The 22,900-nt window shown below is 73.8% G+C and carries 19 protein-coding genes and 1 pseudogene; 16 read left to right on the top strand and 4 right to left on the bottom strand.

Features of this window, described 5'->3' with window-relative positions; all coding sequences use genetic code 11:
- Positions 1–14: 14 nt before the first annotated feature.
- The 5 genes from ACIQUT_RS05515 to ACIQUT_RS05495 all read left to right on the top strand — a co-directional run bounded on the left by ACIQUT_RS05515 (position 15) and on the right by ACIQUT_RS05495 (position 6,512).
- On the top strand, positions 15–1,379 hold the full coding sequence (locus tag ACIQUT_RS05515) for an NYN domain-containing protein (protein WP_403560587.1): 1,365 nt from the start codon (positions 15–17) through the stop codon (positions 1,377–1,379).
- A gap of 268 nt (positions 1,380–1,647) precedes the next feature.
- On the top strand, positions 1,648–2,673 hold the full coding sequence (locus tag ACIQUT_RS05510; RefSeq protein ID WP_403559740.1) for an NlpC/P60 family protein: 1,026 nt from the start codon (positions 1,648–1,650) through the stop codon (positions 2,671–2,673).
- Positions 2,674–2,950: 277 nt separating this feature from the next.
- Positions 2,951–4,030, top strand: a complete 1,080-nt coding sequence (locus ACIQUT_RS05505) for an NlpC/P60 family protein (protein WP_403559737.1) — start codon at positions 2,951–2,953, stop codon at positions 4,028–4,030.
- Positions 4,031–4,176: 146 nt separating this feature from the next.
- Complete coding sequence (locus ACIQUT_RS05500) at positions 4,177–5,319, top strand: hypothetical protein (protein ID WP_403559734.1); 1,143 nt, start codon at positions 4,177–4,179, stop codon at positions 5,317–5,319.
- A gap of 50 nt (positions 5,320–5,369) precedes the next feature.
- Positions 5,370–6,512, top strand: a complete 1,143-nt coding sequence (locus ACIQUT_RS05495; protein ID WP_403559731.1) for a glycosyltransferase family 4 protein — start codon at positions 5,370–5,372, stop codon at positions 6,510–6,512.
- Positions 6,513–6,716: 204 nt separating this feature from the next.
- On the opposite strand, the gene ACIQUT_RS05490 is transcribed toward ACIQUT_RS05495, so the two are convergent.
- A complete protein-coding gene (locus ACIQUT_RS05490) occupies positions 6,717–8,348 on the bottom strand; it encodes an IS200/IS605 family accessory protein TnpB-related protein (RefSeq protein WP_403559728.1) in 1,632 nt (543 codons plus the stop codon).
- Positions 8,349–8,528: 180 nt separating this feature from the next.
- On the opposite strand from ACIQUT_RS05490, the pseudogene ACIQUT_RS05485 reads away from it, so the two are divergent.
- Positions 8,529–8,900, top strand: a pseudogene (locus tag ACIQUT_RS05485) (GMC oxidoreductase); the annotation flags it as partial.
- Between the two features lie 58 nt (positions 8,901–8,958).
- On the opposite strand, the gene ACIQUT_RS05480 reads toward ACIQUT_RS05485, so the two are convergent.
- Positions 8,959–10,755, bottom strand: a complete 1,797-nt coding sequence (locus ACIQUT_RS05480) for an AMP-dependent synthetase/ligase (protein WP_403559726.1) — start codon at positions 10,753–10,755, stop codon at positions 8,959–8,961.
- A gap of 228 nt (positions 10,756–10,983) precedes the next feature.
- On the opposite strand from ACIQUT_RS05480, the gene ACIQUT_RS05475 reads away from it, so the two are divergent.
- From ACIQUT_RS05475 to ACIQUT_RS05450, 6 genes are all read left to right on the top strand, one after another.
- A complete protein-coding gene (locus tag ACIQUT_RS05475) occupies positions 10,984–11,778 on the top strand; it encodes a metallophosphoesterase (RefSeq protein WP_403559724.1) in 795 nt (264 codons plus the stop codon).
- A 107-nt stretch (positions 11,779–11,885) separates the two neighbouring features.
- Positions 11,886–12,335, top strand: a complete 450-nt coding sequence (locus ACIQUT_RS05470; RefSeq protein WP_403559722.1) for an SRPBCC family protein — start codon at positions 11,886–11,888, stop codon at positions 12,333–12,335.
- 5 nt (positions 12,336–12,340) lie between these two features.
- Positions 12,341–13,627 (top strand): ArsA-related P-loop ATPase, encoded by a 1,287-nt coding sequence (locus tag ACIQUT_RS05465; protein ID WP_403559719.1) that lies wholly within the window; start codon positions 12,341–12,343, stop codon positions 13,625–13,627.
- A gap of 146 nt (positions 13,628–13,773) precedes the next feature.
- Positions 13,774–14,253, top strand: coding sequence for a DUF5304 domain-containing protein (locus ACIQUT_RS05460; RefSeq protein ID WP_403559716.1), 480 nt, complete (start codon positions 13,774–13,776; stop codon positions 14,251–14,253).
- A gap of 61 nt (positions 14,254–14,314) precedes the next feature.
- Positions 14,315–15,256, top strand: a complete 942-nt coding sequence (locus ACIQUT_RS05455) for an ROK family glucokinase (protein WP_403559713.1) — start codon at positions 14,315–14,317, stop codon at positions 15,254–15,256.
- Between the two features lie 106 nt (positions 15,257–15,362).
- The gene (locus ACIQUT_RS05450; protein WP_403559710.1) at positions 15,363–16,319 is read left to right on the top strand and encodes an endonuclease/exonuclease/phosphatase family protein; all 957 of its coding nucleotides are present in this window, start codon (positions 15,363–15,365) and stop codon (positions 16,317–16,319) included.
- Between the two features lie 221 nt (positions 16,320–16,540).
- Here ACIQUT_RS05450 and ACIQUT_RS05445 read toward each other — a convergent pair whose 3' ends face one another.
- Together ACIQUT_RS05445 and ACIQUT_RS05440 are read right to left on the bottom strand one after the other, a co-directional pair.
- Positions 16,541–17,128, bottom strand: coding sequence for a hypothetical protein (locus ACIQUT_RS05445; RefSeq protein ID WP_403559707.1), 588 nt, complete (start codon positions 17,126–17,128; stop codon positions 16,541–16,543).
- Positions 17,121–17,903 (bottom strand): alpha/beta hydrolase, encoded by a 783-nt coding sequence (locus ACIQUT_RS05440; protein WP_403560585.1) that lies wholly within the window; start codon positions 17,901–17,903, stop codon positions 17,121–17,123. Before ACIQUT_RS05440 ends, ACIQUT_RS05445 begins: the two co-directional genes overlap by 8 nt.
- Before the next feature lie 584 nt (positions 17,904–18,487).
- Between ACIQUT_RS05440 and ACIQUT_RS05435 the strand changes: the two genes are divergently transcribed.
- From ACIQUT_RS05435 to ACIQUT_RS05420, 4 genes are all read left to right on the top strand, one after another.
- Positions 18,488–19,219 carry a lysophospholipid acyltransferase family protein gene (locus ACIQUT_RS05435; protein WP_360632738.1) on the top strand — a complete coding sequence of 244 codons (732 nt, stop codon included), beginning with the start codon at positions 18,488–18,490 and terminating at the stop codon, positions 19,217–19,219.
- A 122-nt stretch (positions 19,220–19,341) separates the two neighbouring features.
- On the top strand, positions 19,342–20,550 hold the full coding sequence (gene macS, locus ACIQUT_RS05430) for a MacS family sensor histidine kinase (protein WP_403559705.1): 1,209 nt from the start codon (positions 19,342–19,344) through the stop codon (positions 20,548–20,550).
- Between the two features lie 59 nt (positions 20,551–20,609).
- Positions 20,610–21,254 carry a response regulator gene (locus ACIQUT_RS05425; protein WP_403560583.1) on the top strand — a complete coding sequence of 215 codons (645 nt, stop codon included), beginning with the start codon at positions 20,610–20,612 and terminating at the stop codon, positions 21,252–21,254.
- A gap of 165 nt (positions 21,255–21,419) precedes the next feature.
- Positions 21,420–22,448 carry a 6-phosphofructokinase gene (locus ACIQUT_RS05420; RefSeq protein ID WP_403559702.1) on the top strand — a complete coding sequence of 343 codons (1,029 nt, stop codon included), beginning with the start codon at positions 21,420–21,422 and terminating at the stop codon, positions 22,446–22,448.
- Positions 22,449–22,900: the final 452 nt, after the last annotated feature.

The raw sequence follows: 22,900 nt of genomic DNA, 5'->3' as shown, positions 1-22,900 counted from the left end.
GGTAGGGGTGACGGATTGTGGAGCCAGGAAGCGGCGCTGACCCGGCCGATGCGGCCGTCGACGCCGCCGAGGTGCTCGACCGCCCGCTGCCGGAGGGTGTGCGGCGCCGGGTCGTCGCGCTCGTCTCGGACGCCTTCGGCGGGCTGACGGTCGCGGACCTCCCGGGACAGCTGCGCCAGTACGCCCGGTTCACCCCGAGCCGGCGCGCCAAGTTCGCGGGCAACGCCATGGCCGCGGCGGTGGAGACGGACGCCGTCTTCCGCGGGCGCGTCGCCGAGAAGGTGCGCGAGGCCCAGGCGGAGCTGGCCGGGGCGCTGGAGTCCGGCGCCCCGCCCGCGGCCGCCGACCCGCTGGACGTGGCCGCCGCCGCGTACATCCTGCGGCCGGCGGGCTGGGTGAAGCTGGTGGCCGCCGCGGGCGAGGAGGCGCAGCGCGCCGACGCCGAGCGGGCGGACGAGGAGGCCCGGCGCGAAGTGGACCGGCTCCGCGAGGAGCTGGCCCACGTACGGGACCTGCAACGGCACGGCGGCGAGCAGGTGCGCGGCGAGCTGGAGGCGGCCCGGAAGGAAGCCGAATCGCTTCAGCGCAAGCTGCGCAGCGCCCTGAGCGACATCAAGCGGGGCGAGGCGGCCCTGCGCAAGGTCACCGCCGAGATCGAGGGCATCCGTGCCGAGGCGGCCGCACAGGTGGCGTCCGCCGAGAGCGAGACGCGCCGGCTCAAGTCCCGTCTGGCGGAGGCCGAGGCGGCACTGGAGACCTCCCGCCGGGCCGCCCGCGAGGGCCGCAGCGTCGAGGACATGCGGCTGCGGCTGCTGCTGGACACGGTGCTGGACGCGGCCCAGGGGCTGCGCCGGGAGCTGGCGCTGCCGCCGGTGTCGACGCGGCCCGCCGAGACCGTGGACGCGGTGGAGCCGGGCCGGATGAGCCCGAAGGACATCGCGGCGCGGGCGCTGTCGGAGACCGACCCGGCGCTGCTGGACCAGCTGCTGGCGCTGCCCCAGGTGCACCTGGTCGTCGACGGCTACAACGTGACCAAGACCGGCTATCCGACGATGCCGCTGGAGAAGCAGCGGCTGCGGCTGCTGGGCGGGCTGTCGATGCTGGCCGCCCAGACCGGCGCGGAGATGACCTGCGTCTTCGACGGGGCGGAGCTGGCCGCGCCGGTGCTGCTCGCGCCGCCGCGCGGGGTGCGGGTGCTGTTCTCCAAGCCGGGTGTCACGGCGGACGAGCTGATCCGCCAGCTGGTGCGCGCGGAGCCGCCGGGCCGGCCGGTGGTCGTCGTCTCGACGGACCGCGAGGTGGCCGACGGGGTGGCGAAGGCCGGAGCCCGACCCGTGACGTCCGCTTTGCTCCTGAAGCGGCTTTCGCGCGTTTCTTAACTCCTCGGTGGAATGCCCCATTTCGCCATGCCGTCGGGAAGCGTACCGTCAACTCGTCGGCACGCAGCGTGCGCTGAATGTAAAGAACCTGGTCGGGGGCCGGGTTTTTTCCCGAGGGGGTTTGAAGTGATCACACGGGGTCACTAGGGTCTGCTCAAACCTTCGTGCGGTAGGTCACTCATTCGGGGTGTCGGCGGAGGTGTCGCCGGCCCGTGCGCGCCTGACGCGCCCCTTTCTGCCGGCGGAGCGAAGCAAAGGAGCCCGGCTCGTGGCGTCCCACCGTCGACCCAAACAGCCGGGCCGCGCACGGGTGACCGTGCTCACCGCCACGGCCGCCGCAGCCGTCGCCCTCTCCGCGCACAGCGCCTCCGCCGCGCCGGGCCAGCCGGGCAAGGACGAGGTCAAGGCCAAGGTCGACGCCCTCTACGAGGAGGCGGAACACGCCACCGAGAAGGCCAACCAGGCCAAGGAGCGCCAGGAGAAACTGGAGAAGGAGATCGGCCTCCTCCAGGACCAGGTCGCCCGCGGCCAGGAGGAGCTCAACCAGCTCCGCTCCACGCTCGGTTCGATGGCCAGCGCCCAGTACCGCACCGGCGGCATGGACCAGTCCGTCGCCCTCTTCCTCTCCGGCGACCCCGAGACCTACCTCGACAAGGCCTCCACCCTCCAGCAGCTGACGGGCAGGCAGGTCGAGGCCGTCCAGAAGATCCAGGCGAAACAGCGCAGCCTCGCGCAGCAGCGCCAGGAGGCCGCCGGCAAGCTCGCCGACCTCGACGCCACCCGCAAGGAACTCGGCGAGAAGAAGAAGGCCTCGCAGGGCAAGCTCGCCGAGGCCCAGTCCCTCCTCAACACCCTGACCGCGCAGGAGCGCCAGCAGCTCAAGGACGAGGACAGCCGCGCCAGCCGGAGCGACGCCGAGCGCGCCGACCTCGGCAGCGTCAAGGCCTCCGGCCGGGCCGGCGCCGCCCTGGCGGCCGCCAAGACCAAGCTGGGCTACGCGTACGTCTCCGGCGCCACCGGCCCCAGCGCCTTCGACTGCTCCGGCCTGACGCAGTGGGCGTACAAGCAGGCCGGCGTGAGCATCACCCGCACCACCTGGACCCAGGCCGAGGAGGGCACCCGCATCCCCCTCAGCGAGCTGCAGCCCGGCGACCTGGTGTTCTTCTACTCCGACCTGCACCACGTCGGCCTGTACGCGGGCAACGGCATGACCCTGCACGCCTCGAACCCGCGCGGCGGCATCAAGTACGAGAAGATCAGCTACATGTCGCCCCAGTTCGGCGTCCGCATCTGACCCGTCGTGAGGCGAATCATCCGGATGTCCCCCTCCGCTCCCGGCGGAACGCCGGGGCGCGCCGTGCGTCGACCGTCCGGGCGAATTGCACGGCCCCGCCCTGACCTCGCGCCCCGCCCATGACCTGCGTCTGAGGCGGGGCGCCGGCATGTGCGGCCCGCGGCGGTCGTTGGCCGGCGGGTAGCCGCGCGGCTACTGTCTGCCAGCGCGCAACCCGGCACACGGCCGTCCACGGGGGACGGACCCGGTCCCGCGCAGCGGAAGGGAGCGGCTCCGCATGGCGTCCCACCGCCGGTCCGTACCCGGCAGCCTCGACCGGAACACCAAGGTCGGCATGCTGACCGCGGCCGCCGCAGCGGCCACCGCCGCCGCCATCACCGTCGTGCCCGCCGCCGCCGCACCCGCCCTGCCGAAGGAGCCCTCGGCGACCGTCCGCGCCCAGGTCGACCGGCTCTTCGAGGAAGCCGAACGGGCCACCGAACGCTACAACGAGGCAGGAGAGCGGGCCGACCGGCTCCGCACCGACGTCGACCGCGCCCGGGACCGGCTCGCCCGCGCCCAGGACCGCATCAACACCATGCGCGGCCTCCTCGGCGCCTTCGCCGGAGCCCAGTACCGCTCCGGCGGCATCGACCCCGCCTTCGAACTGCTGCTGTCCGACGACCCCGACGAATACCTCGACAAGGCCGCCACCCTCGGCCGGCTCACCGACCACCAGGCCCGGCAGCTCGACGAACTGCGCAAAGAGCAGCGGCGGCTGGGCCAGGAGCGCAGCGAGGCCGCGCGGAAACTCGCCGAACTGGAGGCCGTACGGGCCGACGTGGCCCGGGAGAAGCGCGTCGTGACCGCGAAGCTCGCCGCGGCCCGGCAGCTGCTGAACGAGATGTCCGCGCAGGAACGGGCCGACTTCGAACGGGCCTCCCGCGCCGGCGGCCGCGACGGCACACTGCCCGACCCGCCCGCCGACGGCTCGTTCGGGCCCTCGTTCGGCCCCTCGTTCGGGCCTTCCTCGGGCCGCGCCGCGGCGGCCGTCCGGGCCGCCCGCTCCGCCGTGGGCCGACCGTACATCTGGGGCGCCACGGGCCCCTCCGGCTTCGACTGCTCCGGGCTGATGGTGTGGTCGTACCGGCACGCCGGCGTCTCCCTGCCGCGCACCTCGCAGGCCCAGCGGCACGCGGGCCGGCAGGTCCCGCTGTCCGAGGCCCGGCCGGGGGACCTGGTGACCTACCGCTCCGACGCCAGCCACGTCGGCATGTACGTCGGCAACGGCCAGGTGGTCCACGCCCCGCACCCGGGGGCCCGGGTCCGCTACGACCCCGTCGGCATGATGCCGGTGTCCTCCGTCACCCGCCCCTGAACGGAGCCAAGCGCTCCGCGGGGAGGTGCGGTGCCGGGCCGGCGGACGCCTGCGGGCCCGTTGTCGCCGGCCGCGCAGTTCCCCGCGCCCCTTCGGGGCGCTGCCGAACCGCGGCCGGCTTCGGCACGGCCGCTTAGGATCGGCGGATGTCCCCGGTCCGTCGAGCCGCTTCGCCGCTGCCGCTGCCGCTGCCGCTGCTGGTGGTGTGCCTGCTGGTGTGCGGGCTGCTCTCCGGCTGCACCGCGCCCGCGCCGCCCGACACCGCCGACCGGGACGTCCGCGCCGCCGTCGCCGCCTGGGCCCAGCGGCCGCCCGCCGCGCTCGCCGGGATCCCCCTGGACGGCTGGGCGTACGAGGTCACCGGCGTCCGGCGGGACGGGGCCCGCGCCACCGCCGCCGCCGAACTGCGCTACCGGCTCTCCGGGTACGACACCGCCGCGGCCGGCTCCGCCCGCGAAGTGCGGCTCAGCCTGACCGGCGGGCAGTGGCGGGTCACCGGCGACGCCCCCGCCCCCGGAGCCCCGCCCCAGCTGTGGGACCAGGGGCCGGTCGCCGTCGCCCGGGGCGCGCACAGCCTCGTGCTCGGCTCCGGTCAGGGCGGGCCCGCCCTGACCGCGATCGCAGCCGAGGCCGACCGGGCCGTGCCCGCGGTGAACGCCGCCTGGCCGCGGCCCTGGGCCGGACGGCTCGTGGTGCTGGTGCCCGGCTCGCTCGACGCCATGGCGGCACTGCTCGGGCGGCCCGCCGCCGAATACCGCAGCATGGCCGCGGTGACCACGGGCAGCGTCGGCGGCGGCCCGGCCCCCGCCGACCGGATCGTCGTCAACCCGCAAGGGTACGCCGAACTCACCCCGGAAGGCCGGGCCGTCGTCCTCACCCACGAAGCCACCCACGTGGCCACCCGCACGGCGACCTCGGCCACGACCCCGCTGTGGCTGTCGGAGGGCTTCGCCGACTGGGCGGCGTACCGCGGCACCGACCCCGCCCCCGACCGGGCCGCGCCCGCCCTCGGCCGGGCGGTACGGCGCGGGGAGCTGCCCGCGCGGCTACCGCGGAACGAGGACTTCGCCTTCGGCGGCGACCCCGAGGCGCTCGCCCGCGCGTACGAGGGCGCCTGGCTGGCCTGCCGCCTCGTCGCACGGCGGTGGGGCGACGCCGCCCTCGCCGACCTGTACGCCCTCGCCGGCCGCGAACCCCTCCCGGTCGCCCTGCGGAAAGCCCTCGACACGGACGAGGCCGCCCTGACCGAGGCCTGGCGCGACACCCTGCGCAGCGGCCCGGTGCCCTGACCGACGGCAGCGGCCGGGCCCGCGGGCCGGTCCGGTACTGTCGGCAGGCGATGCACAAGACGCTGATCGTGACCAACGACTTCCCGCCGCGCCCGGGCGGCATCCAGGCCTTCCTGCACAACATGGCACTGCGCCTGGACCCCGACCGGATCGTCGTCTACGCCTCCACCTGGAAGCACAGCGCGGAAGGCCGCGAGGCCACCGCCGCCTTCGACGCCGAGCAGCCGTTCCAGGTCGTACGCGACCGGACCACCATGCTGCTGCCGACGCCGCGGGTCACCCGCCGCGCGGTGGGGCTGCTCCGCGAACACGGCTGCGAGTCGGTGTGGTTCGGGGCCGCCGCCCCCCTCGGCCTGATGGGGCCGGCCCTGCGGCGGGCCGGGGCGCGGCGGATCGTGGCGACCACGCACGGCCACGAAGCCGGCTGGGCGCAGCTGCCCGCCGCGCGGCAACTGCTGCGCCGGATCGGCGAAGGCACCGACACCCTGACCTACCTGGGCGAGTACACGCGCTCCCGCATCGCCTCGGCGCTGACCGGTGCGGCGGCGGACCGGATGGTGCAGCTCCCGCCGGGCGTGGACGAGAAGACCTTCCACCCCGGGTCGGGCGGCGACGAGATCCGGGCCCGGCTCGGCCTGTCCGACCGGCCGGTGGTGGTCTGCGTGTCGCGGCTCGTGCCGAGGAAGGGGCAGGACACCCTGATCGAGGCGATGCCGCGGATCCTCGCGGCCGTGCCGGACGCGGTGCTGCTGATCGTCGGCGGCGGGCCGTACGAGGCCGACCTGCGGAAGCTGGCCGCCGAGACGGGGGTCGCGGACTCGGTGGTCTTCACGGGCGCGGTCCCGTGGTCCGAACTCCCGGCCCACTACGGCGCCGGCGACGTCTTCGCCATGCCCTGCCGGACGCGGCGGGGCGGGCTGGACGTGGAAGGCCTCGGCATCGTGTACCTGGAGGCTTCGGCGACCGGGCTGCCGGTGGTCGCCGGGGACTCCGGCGGGGCGCCGGACGCGGTGCTGGACGGGGAGACCGGGTGGGTGGTCCGGGGCGGCGACCCCGGGGACGCGGCGGACCGCATCGTCGCCCTGCTGCAGGATCCGGAGCTGCGGAGCCGGATGGGGGAGCGGGGCCGCGCCTGGGTCGAGGAGCGGTGGCGCTGGGACCTCCTGGCCGACCGCCTCCGCACCCTCCTCTAGCCATTCCGCTGCCCGCGGTTCCGCACCCCGCCGTAGCCCTGCCCGGGCTGCCGCTGCGCGGGCCTTTCCCCCACCCCGGGAACGGGTGGCGGACCGGCAGCGGCACCGGCGGCGTCGACAGAGGGGACTGGGACAGTTGATCGTGGCTGCGGGGGGCATGGGCGGAAGGTCAGATTCCGACCATCATGCGGGCATGGACCGTTCCTAAGGACTGAGCGGGAGTGGGTCCTGGTGCCAGGACTCGTGCTCAGCCGGACGCCCCGAGCGGTGTTGGGTGTCCTGGTTGCCCGCGTTCGCTCCGCGTCCGGCGCGCATGGATCGTGTCCGTGGTCCGGGGATGCGGGGGCGGGGTTCCTCACGCCCCGGGGTTTCCGGTGCGGCCTGGACGGTCCGATGCCCCTGCCCATCGCTCTGGTGGGCAGGGGGCGGTGCCGTCCGTCGCCGGATCGGGTGCCCCAGGGCGCGCCTGCCGATCGCCACGGCGGCTGCGTCGTGGCGGGTGGTGGTGCGGTTGGTGCTGGTGAGGGGTTTCTGCCAGTGCTGGGCGCCCCGTTTGCTGGTGTAGGCGGGGTCCACGGCCACGATGGCCAGTCCCTGTTCGGCGGCCATGGAGGCGAGGCGGGCTTTCAGCCTGCCGGTGGGCATGCCGGAGATCAGCTGCCGGAACTTCTTGCGACGTCCGTGTTTCTCGCGGGTCTTCTCTGCCTGGAAGTCGAGGTCCTCGATGCCGATCGCGGCCGTGCCGCGCCGCTTGGCCCAGTGCAGCAGGCGGGTGATGGCGTGCCGGACCTGGGCGTCACGGTGACCGGCGGTACCGGTGGCGTCGAAGAAGAAGCGGCGCGGATCGCCGACGGGGTTGCCGTGCCGGTCCAGTTCCCACGCGGCGAGGTGGTCGGCGTTGGTGTCCACCCCCACCATGCCGTGGGCGCGGGCCGCATCCAGCGGGACCGTCTGCACGGTGGGGCGCTGCCAGGCGGCGGTGAGGTACCAGCGGTCGCGGGCCGGATCGTGGTGGATGCGGTAGGCGACGGCCCGGTGCGCGGTGACGCGGTCGGCCCACTCACTGCCCCGGTGCTGGAACCGCACACGGCCGGTGAGCGTGTACCGGCCGCTCCCGGCGTTCGCGTGACCGGCCAGGGGTGCGGGCAGTTTGATGCTGATCTCGCCCTCGGGGGTGACGCGGATGGTCTCATTCCCGAACCGCTTGCCGCTCTCGCCGTCCGCGGCCAGGAACCCGCGCTCCGCCTCCCACCGCTGCCGCCAGGCGCTCTCGGTCATCTGCGCGGTGTCGAGGTGGTGGCGGGCGTTCAGCAGACGCTTCCCGCCGCGCACGACACGCACGCGCCCCGCGTCACGGTCCGCCTGCTCCCGCTCCAGCCGGTCGGCGAGGACGTGCAGGCGGCGGGACTTGGCGAACCACTCCGGCTTGCTGCGGTAGCCGCCCGGCGCCCCCTTGGTCCCTTTCTCCCCGATCTGCTTCGACAGCCGGACCGTCAGTGTGCGCACGCCCGCTTGCAGGGACTGGATGTGCGCGAGCTGGCAGCGGCGCGCCAGCGCCCACTGATCGTGAGAGGCCTTCGTGATCGACCCCGCCCACCGCGACGAGGACTCCACCGTCAGCACACGCTTGCGCTCGGCCCACTGCCCGGTGTCGTGGTCCAGTCCCGCCGCGCACCGCGCCTTCAGATCCCGGGAGGCGAGCGAGCCGAGCAGCGCACCGACCAGCCGGAGAACCTTCTCGTCCTCGGCGGTCAGGTCCTTGAGCCGGTCGCGGACCGCCACACCCGACGGCCCCGGGACGACGAACGGCGCCGCCACCTCCCGCAGACCGCCCATCCCCGCCCCCTGCGCCAGTCGAAGAACCCCTCCACGCACCCAACGACCACCACCGGCAAAGGTCACCCATTCGACACAGAAACTCTTGTTCCCCTCCAGGGATTCAGACGTTGAGCAGCCCGGACACTCACACGTATGCGCCAGAACACACCCATACGCAGTCACTCGCCAGCAGTCAGCAACCCCGAGCGCGGCCACTTCACGTACGACGCGGCCACCGACTCGGCCCGGCTCCAGTGGCGGCGCGAGCAGAACGCGCCCGCCGCCGCCAAGAGCCTCTTCGACCGGATCAACCGGACCAACGTCACCATCTACCGCTACGACCTGTTCGGCGGGAACACGCCCTTCGCCGACACCTTCACCTACCACCCGCTCGGCGGCTGCGTCCTCGGCGAGGCCACCGACGACCACGGCCGCGCCAGGGGCCACCGGGGGCTGTACGTCGTCGACGGCTCGCTGATCCCGGGGTCGCTCGGCGTGAACCCGTTCGTCACCATCACCGCCCTCGCGGAACGCAACATGGCCCGGATCCTCGCCGAGGACGCCCGCTGACGCGCAGCGGGCGGACCGGCGGGGACCCGGGCCGGAGTGCGGGGCCGGGGCCGAGGGCTCAGGAGGTGTAGAGCGCCTCGATCTCGTCCGCGAAGTCCTTCGCGACCACGTTGCGCTTCAGCTTCAGCGACGGCGTGATGTGGCCCGACTCCTCCGTGAACTGGGAGGGCAGAATGCGGAATTTCCGCACCGATTCCGCCTTGGAGACCGCCGCATTGCCGTCGTCCACGGCCTTCTGGACGGCGGCGATGAGGTCCGCGTCCTCGCGCAGGTCCGCCGCCGTCGAGCCGGCCGGCTTGCCGTTCTCCGCGGCCCAGCGGCCGAGGAACTCCTCGTCGATGGTGACCAGCGCCGCCACGAAGGGCCGCGCGTCGCCGACCACCATGCACTCCGCGACCAGCGCGTGCGCCCGGATCCGGTCCTCGATCACCGCGGGGGCGACGTTCTTGCCGCCCGCCGTGACGATGAGCTCCTTCTTGCGGCCGGTGATGGTGAGGTAGCCGTCCTCGTCGAGGGTGCCGACGTCGCCGGTGTGGAACCAGCCGTCGGTGAGCGCCTCGGCGGTCGCCGCCTCGTTCTGCCAGTAGCCGGCGAAGATCTGCTCGCCGTGCAGCAGCACCTCGCCGTCGTCGGCGATCCGCACCACCGAGCCGGGCAGCGGCTGGCCGACCGAGCCGATCTTCGGCCGGTCCCACGGGTTGAACGCCGTCGCCGCGCAGGACTCCGTCAGGCCGTAGCCCTCCAGCACGGTGAAGCCGATGCCGCGGAAGAAGTGGCCGAGGCGCTCGCCCAGCGGGGCGCCGCCGGAGATCGCGTACTCGCCGCGGCCGCCGAGGACCGCGTGCAGCTTGCGGTAGACCAGCTTCGAGAACAGCTTGTGCTTCAGCCGCAGGCCGAAGGACGGGCCGCCCGGGGTGTCCAGCGCCCGGCTGTACGCGATGGCCGTCTCCGCCGCCGCGTCGAAGATCTTCCCCTTGCCGTCGGCCTGGGCCTTGGCGCGCGCCGAGTTGTAGACCTTCTCGAAGACGCGCGGCACGCCGAGGATCAGCGTCGGCCGGAAGGACTGGAGCTCGTCGGTCAGGTTCTTGATGTCCGGTACGCAGCCCAGGCGGATCGGCGCCAGTACGGCCGCCACCTCCACCAGGCGCCCGAAGACGTGCGCGGCGGGCAGGAACAGCAGCACCGAGCACTCGCCGGTGCGGAACAGCGGGCTCAGCCGCTCCACCACGTTGCCGCACTCGGCGAAGAAGTTGCGGTGGGTCAGCACACAGCCCTTGGGGCGGCCGGTGGTGCCCGAGGTGTAGACGATGGTGGCCGGGTCGTCGGCGTTCGCCAGCGAGCTGCGCTCGTCGACCTCGGCGTCGGAGATCCTGGTGCCCGCGGCCTTGAGCGCCTCGGCGGCGCCCTGCTCGATCTCCCAGACCTCGCGCAGCTCCGGCAGGCGGTCGCGCAGCGAGGCCACGGCCTCGCTGTGGCCCGGGCCCTCCACGATGACCGCGACGGCCCCGGAGTCGCCGAGGATCCACTGGATCTGCTCCGGCGAGCTGGTCTCGTACACGGGGACGGTGACGCCGCCCGCGGTCCAGATCGCGAAGTCGATCAGCACCCACTCGTAGCGGGTGCGGGAGATGAGACCGACCCGGTCGCCCGGCCGGACACCGGCCGCGATCAGGCCCTTGGCCGTGGCGCGGACCTCGGCGAGGAACTCCTTCGCCGTGACGTCCTCCCACCGGGCGCCGGCCTTGCGCCCCATGACAGCGGTGTCGGGGTGCTGTGCTGCGTTGCGGCGGATGAGATCCGTCAGGTTCCCGTCCGACGGGACCTCGTACAGGGCCGGAAGGCTGAACTCGCGCAAGACAACTGCTCCTCTGGGCGCCATCGCCACCGTGTGGACGACCGGACGTTACCCACCGGTAGTGGGTTCCCGATAGAGGGAACCGGCCAGATGTTCCGTGCGTCACATGACGCGGCACTGCCCTGCCGACATTAGTCGACCAAGTCAACGACTCGGAAGTAACCGCAGGTAGGGACCCTGGCGGCACCCCCTCTACCCGCCCCCCTGCAGCCCCCCTAGGGTGGCCCCATGGGTGGCAGCACAGGTGGCAGGAAAAGCGGTACGCGCGTCCACGTCGTCAGCGACGTCCACGGCAACACCGAGGCGCTCGCACGCGCCGGGGACGGCGCCGACGCGCTGATCTGCCTCGGTGACCTCGTCCTCTTCCTCGACTACGCCGACCACTCCCGCGGCATCTTCCCCGACCTCTTCGGCGTCGAGAACGCCGACCGGATCGTCGAGCTGCGCACCGCCCGCCGCTTCGACGAGGCCCGCGCCCTCGGCCGCCGGCTCTGGCAGGGCCTGGACCGGGAACGGCTGATCGAGGAGGCGGTCCGCCGCCAGTACGCCGAGATGTTCGCCGCGTTCCCGCAGCCCACGTACGCCACCTACGGCAACGTCGACATGCCGGGCCTGTGGCAGGAGTACGCCGGCCCCGGCACCACCGTCCTCGACGGCCAGCGCGTGGAGATCGGCGGCCGCGTCTTCGGCTTCGTCGGCGGCGGCCTGCCCTCCCCGATGCGCACCCCGTACGAGGTCGACGAGGACGAGTACGCCGCCAAGGTCGAGGCCCTCGGCGAGGTGGACGTGCTGTGCTCGCACATCCCGCCGGAGGTCCCCGAACTCTGCTACGACACCGTCGCCCGCCGCTTCGAGCGGGGCAGCGAGGCCCTGCTCGAAGCGATCCGCCGGACCCGGCCCCGGTACGCCCTCTTCGGGCACGTGCACCAGCCGCTGGTCCGGCGGATGCGGATCGGCGGCACGGAGTGCGTGAACGTCGGGCACTTCGCCGCCACCGGAAGGCCCTGGGCCATGGAGTGGTGACGTCCGCACGCACGGTAGCCTGCACGCGGCGGCCGCAGGCCGCACACATCCTCGAAATCCCCCAGCTGCCGCTGGGAGGTGCCCCCAGTCCCGGAGGAGCGACCGCGATGGCGGAACACACCAGCTCGAGCATCACGATCGATGCGGCGCCGGCCGACGTCATGGCCGTGATCGCCGACTTCGCCCGCTACCCCGAGTGGACCGGTGAGGTGAAGGAGGCCGAGGTGCTGTCGACCGACGACCGCGGCCGCGCCGAAAAGGTCCGCCTCCTCCTCGACGCCGGCGCGATCAGGGACGACCACACCCTCGCCTACACCTGGAAGGGCACGGACGAGGTCAGCTGGACCCTCGACAAGTCCCAGATGCTGCGCCAGCTCGACGGCTCCTACCGGCTCGCCTCCGTCGCGGGCGGCACGCGCACCGAGGTCACCTACCAGCTGACCGTGGACGTCAAGATCCCCATGCTCGGCATGATCAAGCGCAAGGCCGAGAAGGTCATCATCGACCGGGCCCTGGCCGGTCTGAAGAAGCGCGTCGAATCGACCGAGTCGGCCTGATCCGCGTGCACACCCTGCTCGTCACCGGCCCCGGCGGGGCCGGGCGGACCACCGTCGCCGCGGCCACCGCGGCCGCCGCCGCCCGGGCCGGGCAGCGGGTGCTGCTGCTGTCCGGCGACCCCGCGCCCTGCGGGGACCCCGCGGAGCCCGGCGGCCCCGGGGAGCCCGGCGGTCCCGGCCGCCTCGCAGAGCCCGGCCGCCCCGCGGACCCCGTCACCGCACTGGCCGGGGCACCCGCCGGCGCGCCCGTCGAGGTCGCCCCCGGGCTCACCGCGGTACCCGCCGGCGGGATCCTGGTGGCCCGCGTCGACTCCGGCGGGGAGTTCCGCGCCGAGCTCGCCGCCCTCCAGGAACGCGGCTCCGCCCTCCTCGGCATGCTCGGCTCCCGTCCGCTCGGGGCCGAGGAGCTCACCGAACTGCCCGGCGCCGAGCAGTTCGCCCTGCTGCGCGCCCTGCGGCGGGCCGCCGCCGCACCCGGCACCGACCTCGTCGTCGTCGACCTGCCGCCCCTGCACCAGGCCCTCGCCGCCCTCGCCCTGCCCGGGCAGCTCCGCCGCTACCTGGCCCGGCTGCTCCCCGCCGAACGGCAGGCCGCGCGCGCCCTGCGCCCCGTCCTCGCCCAGCTGGCCGGCGTACCCATGCCCGCGCAGTGGCTGTACGAGGCCGCCGCCCGCTGGGACGAGGAGCTGGCCGCCGTCCAGCGGATCGTCGAGGCCGACACCACCTCCCTGCGGCTCGTCGCCGAACCGGGACCCGCCGCCGACGCCTCCCTGCGGACCGGGCTGCTCGGAGCCGCCCTCCTGCAACTGCCCGTCGGCGGGATCGTCGCCAACCGCATGGTGCCCCAGGCCTCGCCCGACCCCTGGCTCGCCGGGCTCGCCGCCGAACAGGAGAAGCACGCCGCCCGGTGGGCCGCCGACACCGGCCGGCCCGTCGTCCCGCTGCCCCACCTCGGCCGCGCCCCGCGCGGCCCCGAGGACCTGGCGCTGCTCGCCGGGACCGCAGGGCTCCTGCCCGGCACCCCGCCGGCCCGCCGCGACTGGGCCGTCGAGGACCGGCGCGCCGAGGACGGGGTACTCGTCTGGGCGGTTCCCCTGCCCGGCGCCCACAAGCGCGACCTCGACCTCGTCCGGCGCGGCGACGAACTGCTGATCGCGGCCGGCCCGCACCGGAGGATCGTTTCCCTGCCGTCCGCGCTGCGCCGCTGCACCGTCACCGGCGCCGCCCTCACCGACGGCACCCTGCGGATCCGCTTCACCCCCGACCCGGCACTGTGGCCCGACAGACCCTGAACGGCGTACCCCCGTTCGGGTAACGTCGAAAGCAGTACACGGAAAACACGTACACGAAACGCAGTACCGAGCCGTACACCACCCGTACGCACCGCACCACACCGCACCGCCACGCACGTCCCGCAGCTGCCGCAGGAGAGTCCGCCATGAGCGAGGCCACCGACCGTCCCGCCGACGACGACGCCTGGGCCACGGCCTGCGCCGAGGACCTCGCCGCCGAGGAGGAGCGCCGCCGCTCCGCGCACGGCGGCACCGGCACCCCCTCCGGGACCGGAACCGCCGCCGAGGAGCTGTTCAAGCTGTTCGAGGCCGTCGCCGACAAGGTCTCCGCCCTGAACAACCCGCTGCTCGCAGCCGGCGCCCAGGGCGCCGTCCGGCAGATCGTCGACCAGGCCAAGGCCGCCGCCAAGCCCGTCGTCGAACGCAACCCCGAGGTCTTCGGCCACCTCGCGGCGGCTGGATCCGAGCTCCTCGCCGCCTACCGCTCGGCCGTCGAAGGCCACGAACGCCGCTGGACCCGCGGCGAAACCGCCCCCGGCCCCGGCCCCGACCGGCCCGCCGGCGACGGCTCGGACCCCCGCGACGAAGGCGGAACGGGCCCCTCCCAGCGCATCGACCTCGACTGAGACGGCACCGCCCTCGGGTACGGTTGGCCGTGGCGGGGTTTGACCGGAAACCGAGGGACTAATGGGACTCACCATCGGCGTCGACATCGGCGGCACGAAGATCGCGGCCGGCGTGGTCGACGAAGAGGGCACCATCCTTGAGACGTACAAGGTGCCCACCCCGCCGACCGCGGACGGCGTGACGGACGCGATCTGCGCCGCAGTGACCGAAGTCAGCAGCAACCACACCATCGAAGCCGTCGGCATCGGCGCCGCCGGATACGTGGACGACAAGCGCGCGACCGTGCTGTTCGCGCCGAACATCAACTGGCGGCACGAGCCGCTCAAGGACAAGGTCGAGCAGCGCATCGGCCTGCCCGTCGTCGTCGAGAACGACGCGAACTGCGCCGCCTGGGGCGAATACCGCTTCGGCGCCGGCCAGGGCCACGAGGACGTCATCTGCATCACCCTCGGCACCGGCCTCGGCGGCGGCATCATCATCGGCAACAAGCTGCGCCGCGGCCGGTTCGGCGTCGCCGCCGAGTTCGGGCACATCCGGGTCGTCCCCGACGGCCTGCTGTGCGGCTGCGGCAGCCAGGGCTGCTGGGAGCAGTACGCCTCCGGGCGCGCCCTCGTCCGCTACGCCAAGCAGCGCGCCAACGCCACCCCCGAGAGCGCGGCCCTGCTGCTCGCCCTCGGCGACGGCACCCCCGACGGCATCGAGGGCAAGCACATCAGCGAAGCCGCCCGCCAGGGCGACCCGGTGGCCGTCGACTCCTTCCGCGAGCTCGCCCGCTGGGCCGGCGCCGGCCTCGCCGACCTGGCCTCGCTGTTCGACCCCTCGGCGTTCATCGTCGGCGGCGGCGTCTCCGACGAGGGCGACCTCGTCCTCGACCCCATCCGCAAGTCCTTCAAGCGCTGGCTGATCGGCGGCGCCTGGCGCCCGCACGCGCAGGTGCTCGCCGCCCAGCTCGGCGGCAAGGCCGGACTCGTCGGCGCCGCGGACCTGGCCCGCCAGGGCTGACCCCGCCGCCGGGCCGCGGGACTGACCCCGCCGCCCGGCCGCTCTCCCGCACCCTGCCCGCCGCGCCCTCTGGGGCACGGCGGGCAGGGTCGTTATGTTGCGGGGTATGGACCTGACTTCGCGTTCACGCCTGCCCGGTCTGCCCGGTCTGCCCGGTCTGCCCGGAAGGCGGCCCGGACGGCCCGCACAGGCCGCAGAGCCTGCACGGCCCGCGCCGCCGGAGCCGCCCGCGCTGCCGGACCGGCCCGCGCTGCCGGACCTGCCCGGGTCCCGGACCGAGGCCGACGGCTCCGCCGTCATCCGCGTGCTCAGCTACAACATCCGCTCCCTGCGGGACGACGAGGACGCACTCGCCCGCGTCATCCGCGCCTGCGCCCCCGACCTGGTCTTCGTCCAGGAAGCCCCGAGGTTCTTCCGCTGGCGCAAGCACGCGGCGCGACTCGCCGCCAAGAGCGACCTCGTCGTCCTGTCCGGCGGCGCCACCGCCGCCGGGCCGCTGCTGCTGTGCTCGCTGCGGGCCTTCGTGGAACGGACCGAGGACGTGCTGCTGCCGCTCACCCCCGGCCTGCACCGGAGGGGCTTCGCCACCGCCGTGGTCCGGTTCGGGGGCGCCCGGGTCGCCGTGCTCAGCGCCCACCTGCCGCTGGAGGCGGGGGAGCGGCGGGCACACGCGGAGGAACTGCTGGCGCGGCTCGGGGCCGGGGACGCGGATGCGCCGGACGCGCCGGATATGCCTGATGCGCCGGATGTGCTGCCGTACGGGATTGCCGCGGCGGATGTCAACGAGACCCCGGACGGGGCGGTCTTCCGGCGGCTCGCCGGAGCGCTGCAGGACTGCCGGGCGGTGGCGCCGTGGGGTGGCGAGCACACGTTCGTACGGGCTGGGGTGCCGCGGCGGATCGACGCGGTGTTCGCGACGCCGGGGGTGGAGGTGCTGGGGTGCGGCGTGCCGGTGGGGTTGGGCGGGGTTTCGGACGCGGATCTCGCCGCGGCGAGTGATCATTTGCCGGTGTTGGCGGCGCTGCGGCTGCCGGTGGGGCCGGCGCGGGCCGCCGGTGGCTGATCGCGCAGTTCCCCGCGCCCCTGGAGCACCGCCGTGCGGGCTGGGGTGTGCCGCCCGGGTGCGGGGTGTTCTTGGTTGAGCGCGCAGTTCCCCGCGCCCCTGGGGGCGCCGTCGTGGGGGCTGGGGTGTGCCGCCCGGGTGCGGGGTGTTCTTGGTTGAGCGCGCAGGTTCCCGCGCCCTGCGTGGCGCAGGTTCCCGCGCCCCTGTGCGGGGCGCGGGGGTCAGACCACTGCGCCGCGGCCCGGGTCGTCGTCCTCGTCGTCGCCCTGTTGCATGCGGGCGACCAGGGTGGCGAAGCCGCCGAGGAAGCCGCCGATGCCCAGCGTCGTGAGCCACCAGGTCATGTCCCACTGCAGCAGGACGGCCACCAGCAGCAGCACCGGCCCGCCGACCACCGCCAGCCACGCGAACTTCGCCGTCGTGTCGGCGGGCGGCAGCTCCGGCTCGGGCTGCACGAAGTGGCCCTCGTCCGCGTCGTCGGCGTCGTCCGGATCGGCCAGGGAGTGGTCCCGGGGCCCCGGGCCGGCCGGGCCGACGCCCGGGGCGAACACCACCGAGCTGCCGAGCGGCGGGGGAGAGGACTCCTCCTCCGGTGCCTCCGGCTCCTTGGTCTCCTTCGGCTCCTTGGAGTCCTTCGGCTGCAGCGGCTCCACGTCCTCCTCCGGCAGCATCAGGTTCTCGATCGGGCGGAACGGCCGCGCGCCCGGCGGGTCGGGCGGCTCCTGCCCGTACCCGGCGACGATCGCCGCCCACGCCGCTTCCTCGTCCAGCGGGGGAACGCCCCCCGGGGACTCCTCTTGTTCAGCCACCGCTGGCCGCCCCTTCCCTGCCGACGACGCCCTGTGCGAGCCGTCCGACGAACGCGTAGCTGTCCTCGAAGATCTGCTCCGCGTCGTGGTCCAACGTCGCCACGTGGTAGCTCTGTTCCAGCAGCGTCTCGGTGACGTCCGTGGACGAGATCCGCGACAGGATCCGCGCCGAGTCGACCGGCGGGACGACATGGTCCTGCGGGCTGTGCAGCAGCAGCACCGGCTGCGTCACCTGCGGCAGCTCGCCGTCCACCAGCCGGAGGAAGTCCCGCAGGGAGTGCGCGGCCCGGGTCGGGACCCGGTCGTAGCCGACCTCCTCCGAGCCCGGCTTGGCGATGTCGCTCGCTATGCCCGGCGTCGACCGCACGAAGTGCTTGGCCACCGGGAGGGCGAACGCCAGCGGGTCGTGCACCTTGTTGGCCGGGTTGACGAGGACGATGCCGCTGATGGCATCACCGTGCTTCGCCGCCAGCCGCAGGGTCAGCGCGCCACCCATCGACAGCCCGAACACGAAGACCCGGCCGCACCGGTCCAGCAGCTCCCGCAGCGCCCGGTCCACCTCCGCGTACCAGTCCTGCCAGCCGGTGAGCTGCATGTCCTGCCAGCGCGTCCCGTGCCCCGGGAGGAGGGGCAGGGATACGGTCAGCCCCCGCTCGGCGAGGTACTCGGCCCAGGGGCGCAGCGACTGCGGGGAGCCGGTGAAGCCGTGGCACAGGAGTACGCCGACCTCTCCGCCCTCGTGGCGGAACGGCTCGGCTCCAGGGAGGACGGGCACCGGGGTCTCCTTCGTCAAGGGGGGCATGGGGGGTGCGTAGCGCTGTGTGACTTCACCGTACGCGACCGGAGTGGCACCGACCAGGGCCGTCGGGCGCCCTCGCTGCGAGCCAGGGGCTGGGGATTGCCGGGCGAGAGACCGCGCATGGGGGCGTTCCGACGCATACATGTGCGTGCCCGGGCTGCTCCACGGCGGAGGCATCGCACGACCAGCCACGATCCGGCCCACGCCCGCTGGTCTCTCACCGCCGCCTGGCAGCGCCCGGCCGTGAAGGCGGTCCCGCCGGACGCGGCCCGCGCCGCGGGGATGGTCGGCGTGGACACCAACACCGACCACCTCGCCGTCTGCCGCCTCGACGCCCACGGCAATCCGGTCGGTGACCCGCGCCGGTTTCCCGGACCGCGGACACGATCCGCGCGGGCCGGACGCGGAGCGAACGCGGGCAACCAGGACACCCGACACCGCTCGGGGCGTCCGACCGGGCACGAGCCCTGGCACCAGGTCTCACTCCCGTTCAGTCCTCAAGAACGGTTAAGGTCTGTTCGACAGGACACAGGAAGGCTTTCGAGTTGATCTACGGCGCAATGAAGTTCTCCATCGGGGGTTCCCTGAAGCTCGCCTTCAGGCCGTGGGTGGAGGGCCTCGAGAACATCCCCGCCGAGGGGCCGGCGATCCTGGCGAGCAACCACCTGTCCTTCTCGGACTCGTTCTTCCTGCCGGCCGTCCTCGACCGGAAGGTGACCTTCATCGCGAAGGCCGAGTACTTCACCTCCCCGGGCGTGAAGGGCAAGCTGACGGCCGCCTTCTTCAAGGGCGTCGGCCAGCTCCCGGTGGACCGCTCCGGCGCACGCGGGGCCGGCGAGGCCGCCATCAAGAGCGGCATCGAGGTCATCGAGCGCGGGGAGCTGTTCGGTATCTACCCTGAGGGGACGCGTTCGCCCGACGGCCGCCTCTACCGCGGCAAGCCCGGCGGCCTGGCCCGGGTGGCCCTGGCGACCGGCGCGCCCGTGATCCCCGTGGCGATGATCGACACGGAGAAGATCCAGCCGCCCGGCAAGGTCGTCCCGAAGCTGATGCGCCCCGGCATCCGGATCGGCAAGCCCCTGGACTTCAGCCGCTACAAGGGCATGGACGGCGACCGCTTCATCCTGCGCTCGGTGACCGACGAGGTCATGTACGAGATCATGAAGCTGTCCGGCCAGGAGTACGTCGACATCTACGCGACGGCGGCCAAGCGCCAGATCGCCGATGCCGAGAAGGCCGAGAAGGAGGCGGCGAAGGCCGCCAAGGCCGCCGCGGACAAGAACGCGGAGTAGCGGAGCAGGCGCGGACCGGCCCGGCCGGCGGCAGGCCGGGCCGGTCCCGGCCGGCGGCGAATGGGGCGGCGGCGAACGGGCCGGCGGCGAACGGGGCGGGACCGCCCGCAAGGGGTGGGGAGATGGCGAAACGCGAGCGCGTCGTGCGCATGTCGGTCGAGCAGCCGCTGTGGCGGGCGCTGACCGCCTACCGGCTGATCACCATGGTCTACGCGGTGCTGCTGTTCGCCTCGGCGTACCGCGACTTCGACCGGCCCTGGGTCGCGGCGGCGTACCTCGCCTGCCTCGCCGGGTGGACGCTCGCCACCCGGCGCAAGGTGTCCGGTGCCGCCGTGTGCACCAAGCAGTTCCTCGTCGCGGACCTCACCGTCGCCCTCGTCGGGATCCTGCTGACCCCGCTCGCCGACACCCACGAGCGGATCACCGCGGGCGGCCCCACCCTGCCCACCATCTGGACCGCGGGCGCCGTCCTCGGCTTCGCGCTCAAGGGCGGCTGGCGGTGGGCCTGCATCGCGTCGAGCTTCGTGGCCGTCGCCAACATCGTCCAGCGCGGCGAGCCCACCCGCGACACCGTCCACAACGTCCTGCTGGTCTGGGTCGCCTCCATCGCCATCGGGTACGTCGTCGAGGTCGCCCGGGCCAGTGAGGCCACCCTCGCCCGCGCCCTGGAGATCGAGGCTGCCACCCGCGAGCGCGAACGCCTCGCCCGCGACATCCACGACGGGGTCCTCCAGGTCCTCGCCATGGTCCAGCGGCGCGGCACCGAGCTGGGCGGCGAGGCCGCCGAACTCGGCCGGATGGCCGGGGAGCAGGAGGTCGCCCTGCGCAGCCTGGTCTCCAGCGGGCTGGTGCACACCTCCCGGGTTTCCCGCGACGAGTCGCTCGGCGCGCTGGTGGACACGTACGAGGTGGAGGAGCCCGGCGGCGACGGGGGCGAGACGGACCTGCGGACCCTGCTCGCCCCGCACGCCGGCGCGAAGGTGAGCTTCGCCGAGCCGGGCGCGCCCGTCCTGCTGCCGGCGCCCGCGGCACGGGAGCTGGCCGCCGCCGTCGGCGCCGCCCTGGACAACGTGCGCAAGCACGCCGGCGACGGCGCCCGCGCCTGGATCCTCGTCGAGGACTGGGGCGACGAGGTGATCGTGACCGTCCGCGACGACGGCCCCGGCATCCCGGCGGGCCGTCTCGACCAGGCCGAGGGCGAGGGGCGGATGGGCGTGGCCCTGTCCATCCGCGGCCGGCTGCGCGACCTCGGCGGCACCGCCGAGCTGGTGTCCGTCCCCGGGCAGGGCACCGAAGTGGAACTGAAAGTACCCAGGGGGAGGACCCAGTGACCCAGCCCATCGAGGCGAACCGGCCGAACGGGCAGCACGAGCTCGGCGAGATCAAGGTGATGGTCGTCGACGACCACCCGATGTGGCGGGACGCGGTCGCCCGCGACCTCGCCGCCGCCGGTTTCGACGTGGTCGCCACCGCCGGCGACGGCAACGAGGCCGTGCGCCGCGCCCGCGCCGCCGCCCCCCACGTCATCGTCCTCGACCTCAACCTGCCCGGTCTGCCCGGCGTGCAGGTCTGCAAGGAGCTCGTCGGCGCCAACCCGGCCCTGCGGGTCCTCGTCCTGTCCGCGAGCGGCGAGCACGCCGACGTCCTGGAAGCGGTCAAGTCCGGTGCCACCGGCTACCTGATGAAGTCCGCGGGCGCCCAGGAACTGATCGACGCGGTGCGTCGCACGGCCGCCGGCGACCCCGTGTTCACCCCGGGCCTCGCCGGGCTGGTCCTCGGCGAGTACCGGCGGCTCGCCACCGACCCGCTGCCCGCCGCCCCCGACGAGCCGACCGCCCCCCGGCTGACCGACCGGGAGACCGAGGTGCTGCGGCTCGTGGCCAAGGGGCTGTCGTACAAGCAGATCGCGGAGCGGCTCGTCATCTCCCACCGCACGGTGCAGAACCACGTCCAGAACACCCTGGGCAAGCTCCAGCTGCACAACCGCGTGGAGCTCGTCCGGTACGCGATAGAGCGCGGGCTCGACGACGCGTAAGCGGTGCCGTACGTCGTACTTACGTCCTCGTACGAGTGAAGGGGCGGACGCAACGCCTCGCAATTCCACCGGAATTGCCTCTCCCGGAGCCACGGATGTGACCTGCGTCACCACTAGCGTGACCGTCATGCGGGCCTGTGCGGCCCTGTGGCGAAGGGAGATTCCATGAAGGTCGGAGTGCTGACCGGCGGCGGCGACTGCCCCGGGCTCAACGCGGTCATCCGCGCCGTCGTCCGCAAGGGCGTACAGGAGTACGGCTGCGAGTTCGCCGGATTCAAGGACGGCTGGCGCGGCGCGGTCGACGGGGACGTCGTCCCGCTCGGCATCCCCGCCGTCCGCGGCATCCTGCCGCGCGGCGGAACGATCCTCGGCTCCTCCCGCACCAACCCGTTCAAGCAGGACGACGGCGTCCGCCGGATCAAGGACACCCTCGCCAAGCACGAGGTCGAGGCGCTCATCGCCATCGGCGGCGAGGACACCCTGGGCGTGGCCGCCAAGCTGTCCGGGGAGTACGGCGTCCCCTGCGTCGGCGTCCCGAAGACCATCGACAACGACCTGTCGGCGACCGACTACACCTTCGGCTTCGACACCGCCGTCGGCATCGCCACCGAGGCCATCGACCGGCTGCACACCACCGCCGAGTCGCACATGCGGGTCCTGGTCGTCGAGGTGATGGGCCGGCACGCCGGCTGGATCGCCCTGCACTCGGGGCTCGCGGGCGGCGCCAACGTCATCCTCGTCCCCGAGCAGCGCTTCGACGTCGACCAGGTGTGCGCCTGGGTGACCTCCCGGTTCAAGGCCAGCTACGCGCCGATCGTGGTCGTCGCGGAAGGGGCCATGCCCACGGACGGGGAACTGGTGCTCAAGGACGCCACCACCGACTCCTTCGGACACGTCCGACTGTCCGGCGTGGGGGAGTGGCTGGCCAAGGAGATCGAGAGCCGTACGGGCAAGGAGGCCCGGACGACCGTGCTCGGCCACATCCAGCGCGGCGGCACACCGAGCGCGTTCGACCGGTGGCTCGCCACCCGGTTCGGCCTGCACGCCATCGACGCCGTGCACGACGGCGACTTCGGCACCATGGTCGCCCTCAAGGGGACGGACATCGTGCGCGTCCCCCTCGCGGAGGCCACCGCAAAACTGAAGACGGTGGACCCGGAGCTCTACCGCGAGGCGGGCGTCTTCTTCGGCTGAGCGTCTCTGATCAGTTGAGCGACCCCATGCGAACCGTTGGGTTCGGTGTGGGTTCTGCCCACCTGGGTGGGGCGGCATGGGCGTGGAGGTGGAATCCCGCGCCCAGTGCTGCTCCTCGTGGCCGGTGTCGGCGGGTGGTGGGTGTGCTGATGGTGTGCGCGCCCTGGTGCCGGTGGGCTGCGCGGGGCAGCGTCTTCCGGCCCGTTGGTGCGTGTCCCTCCGGACGCTGCCCGGCACGGCCCGAGGGCCGCACTGGGGAGGGAACCTCACGTCGCCTGGGCGTGAGGCGGTTGGTGCGCGGCCGGGTGGGGCCGGTCTTGGACCGGTCCGTCCGGCTGGTCTTCGGGGTGGCCGTCATGCCGGCCACCGGGTCGGTGCACCAGCCGACACGTTCCGTCAGCGTGGCCGGGGCGAGAACCTCGCCGGTCTTCTCGTCCACGCCCGACCGGACA

Origin of the sequence: Streptomyces sp. NPDC090445 (genome assembly GCF_044769385.1) — a bacterium.
In the GTDB taxonomy this organism is placed as follows: Bacteria; Actinomycetota; Actinomycetes; order Streptomycetales; family Streptomycetaceae; genus Streptomyces.
Note: the sequence above shows the minus strand (reverse complement) of the source record. Positions and strands in the feature narration are given on the sequence as shown.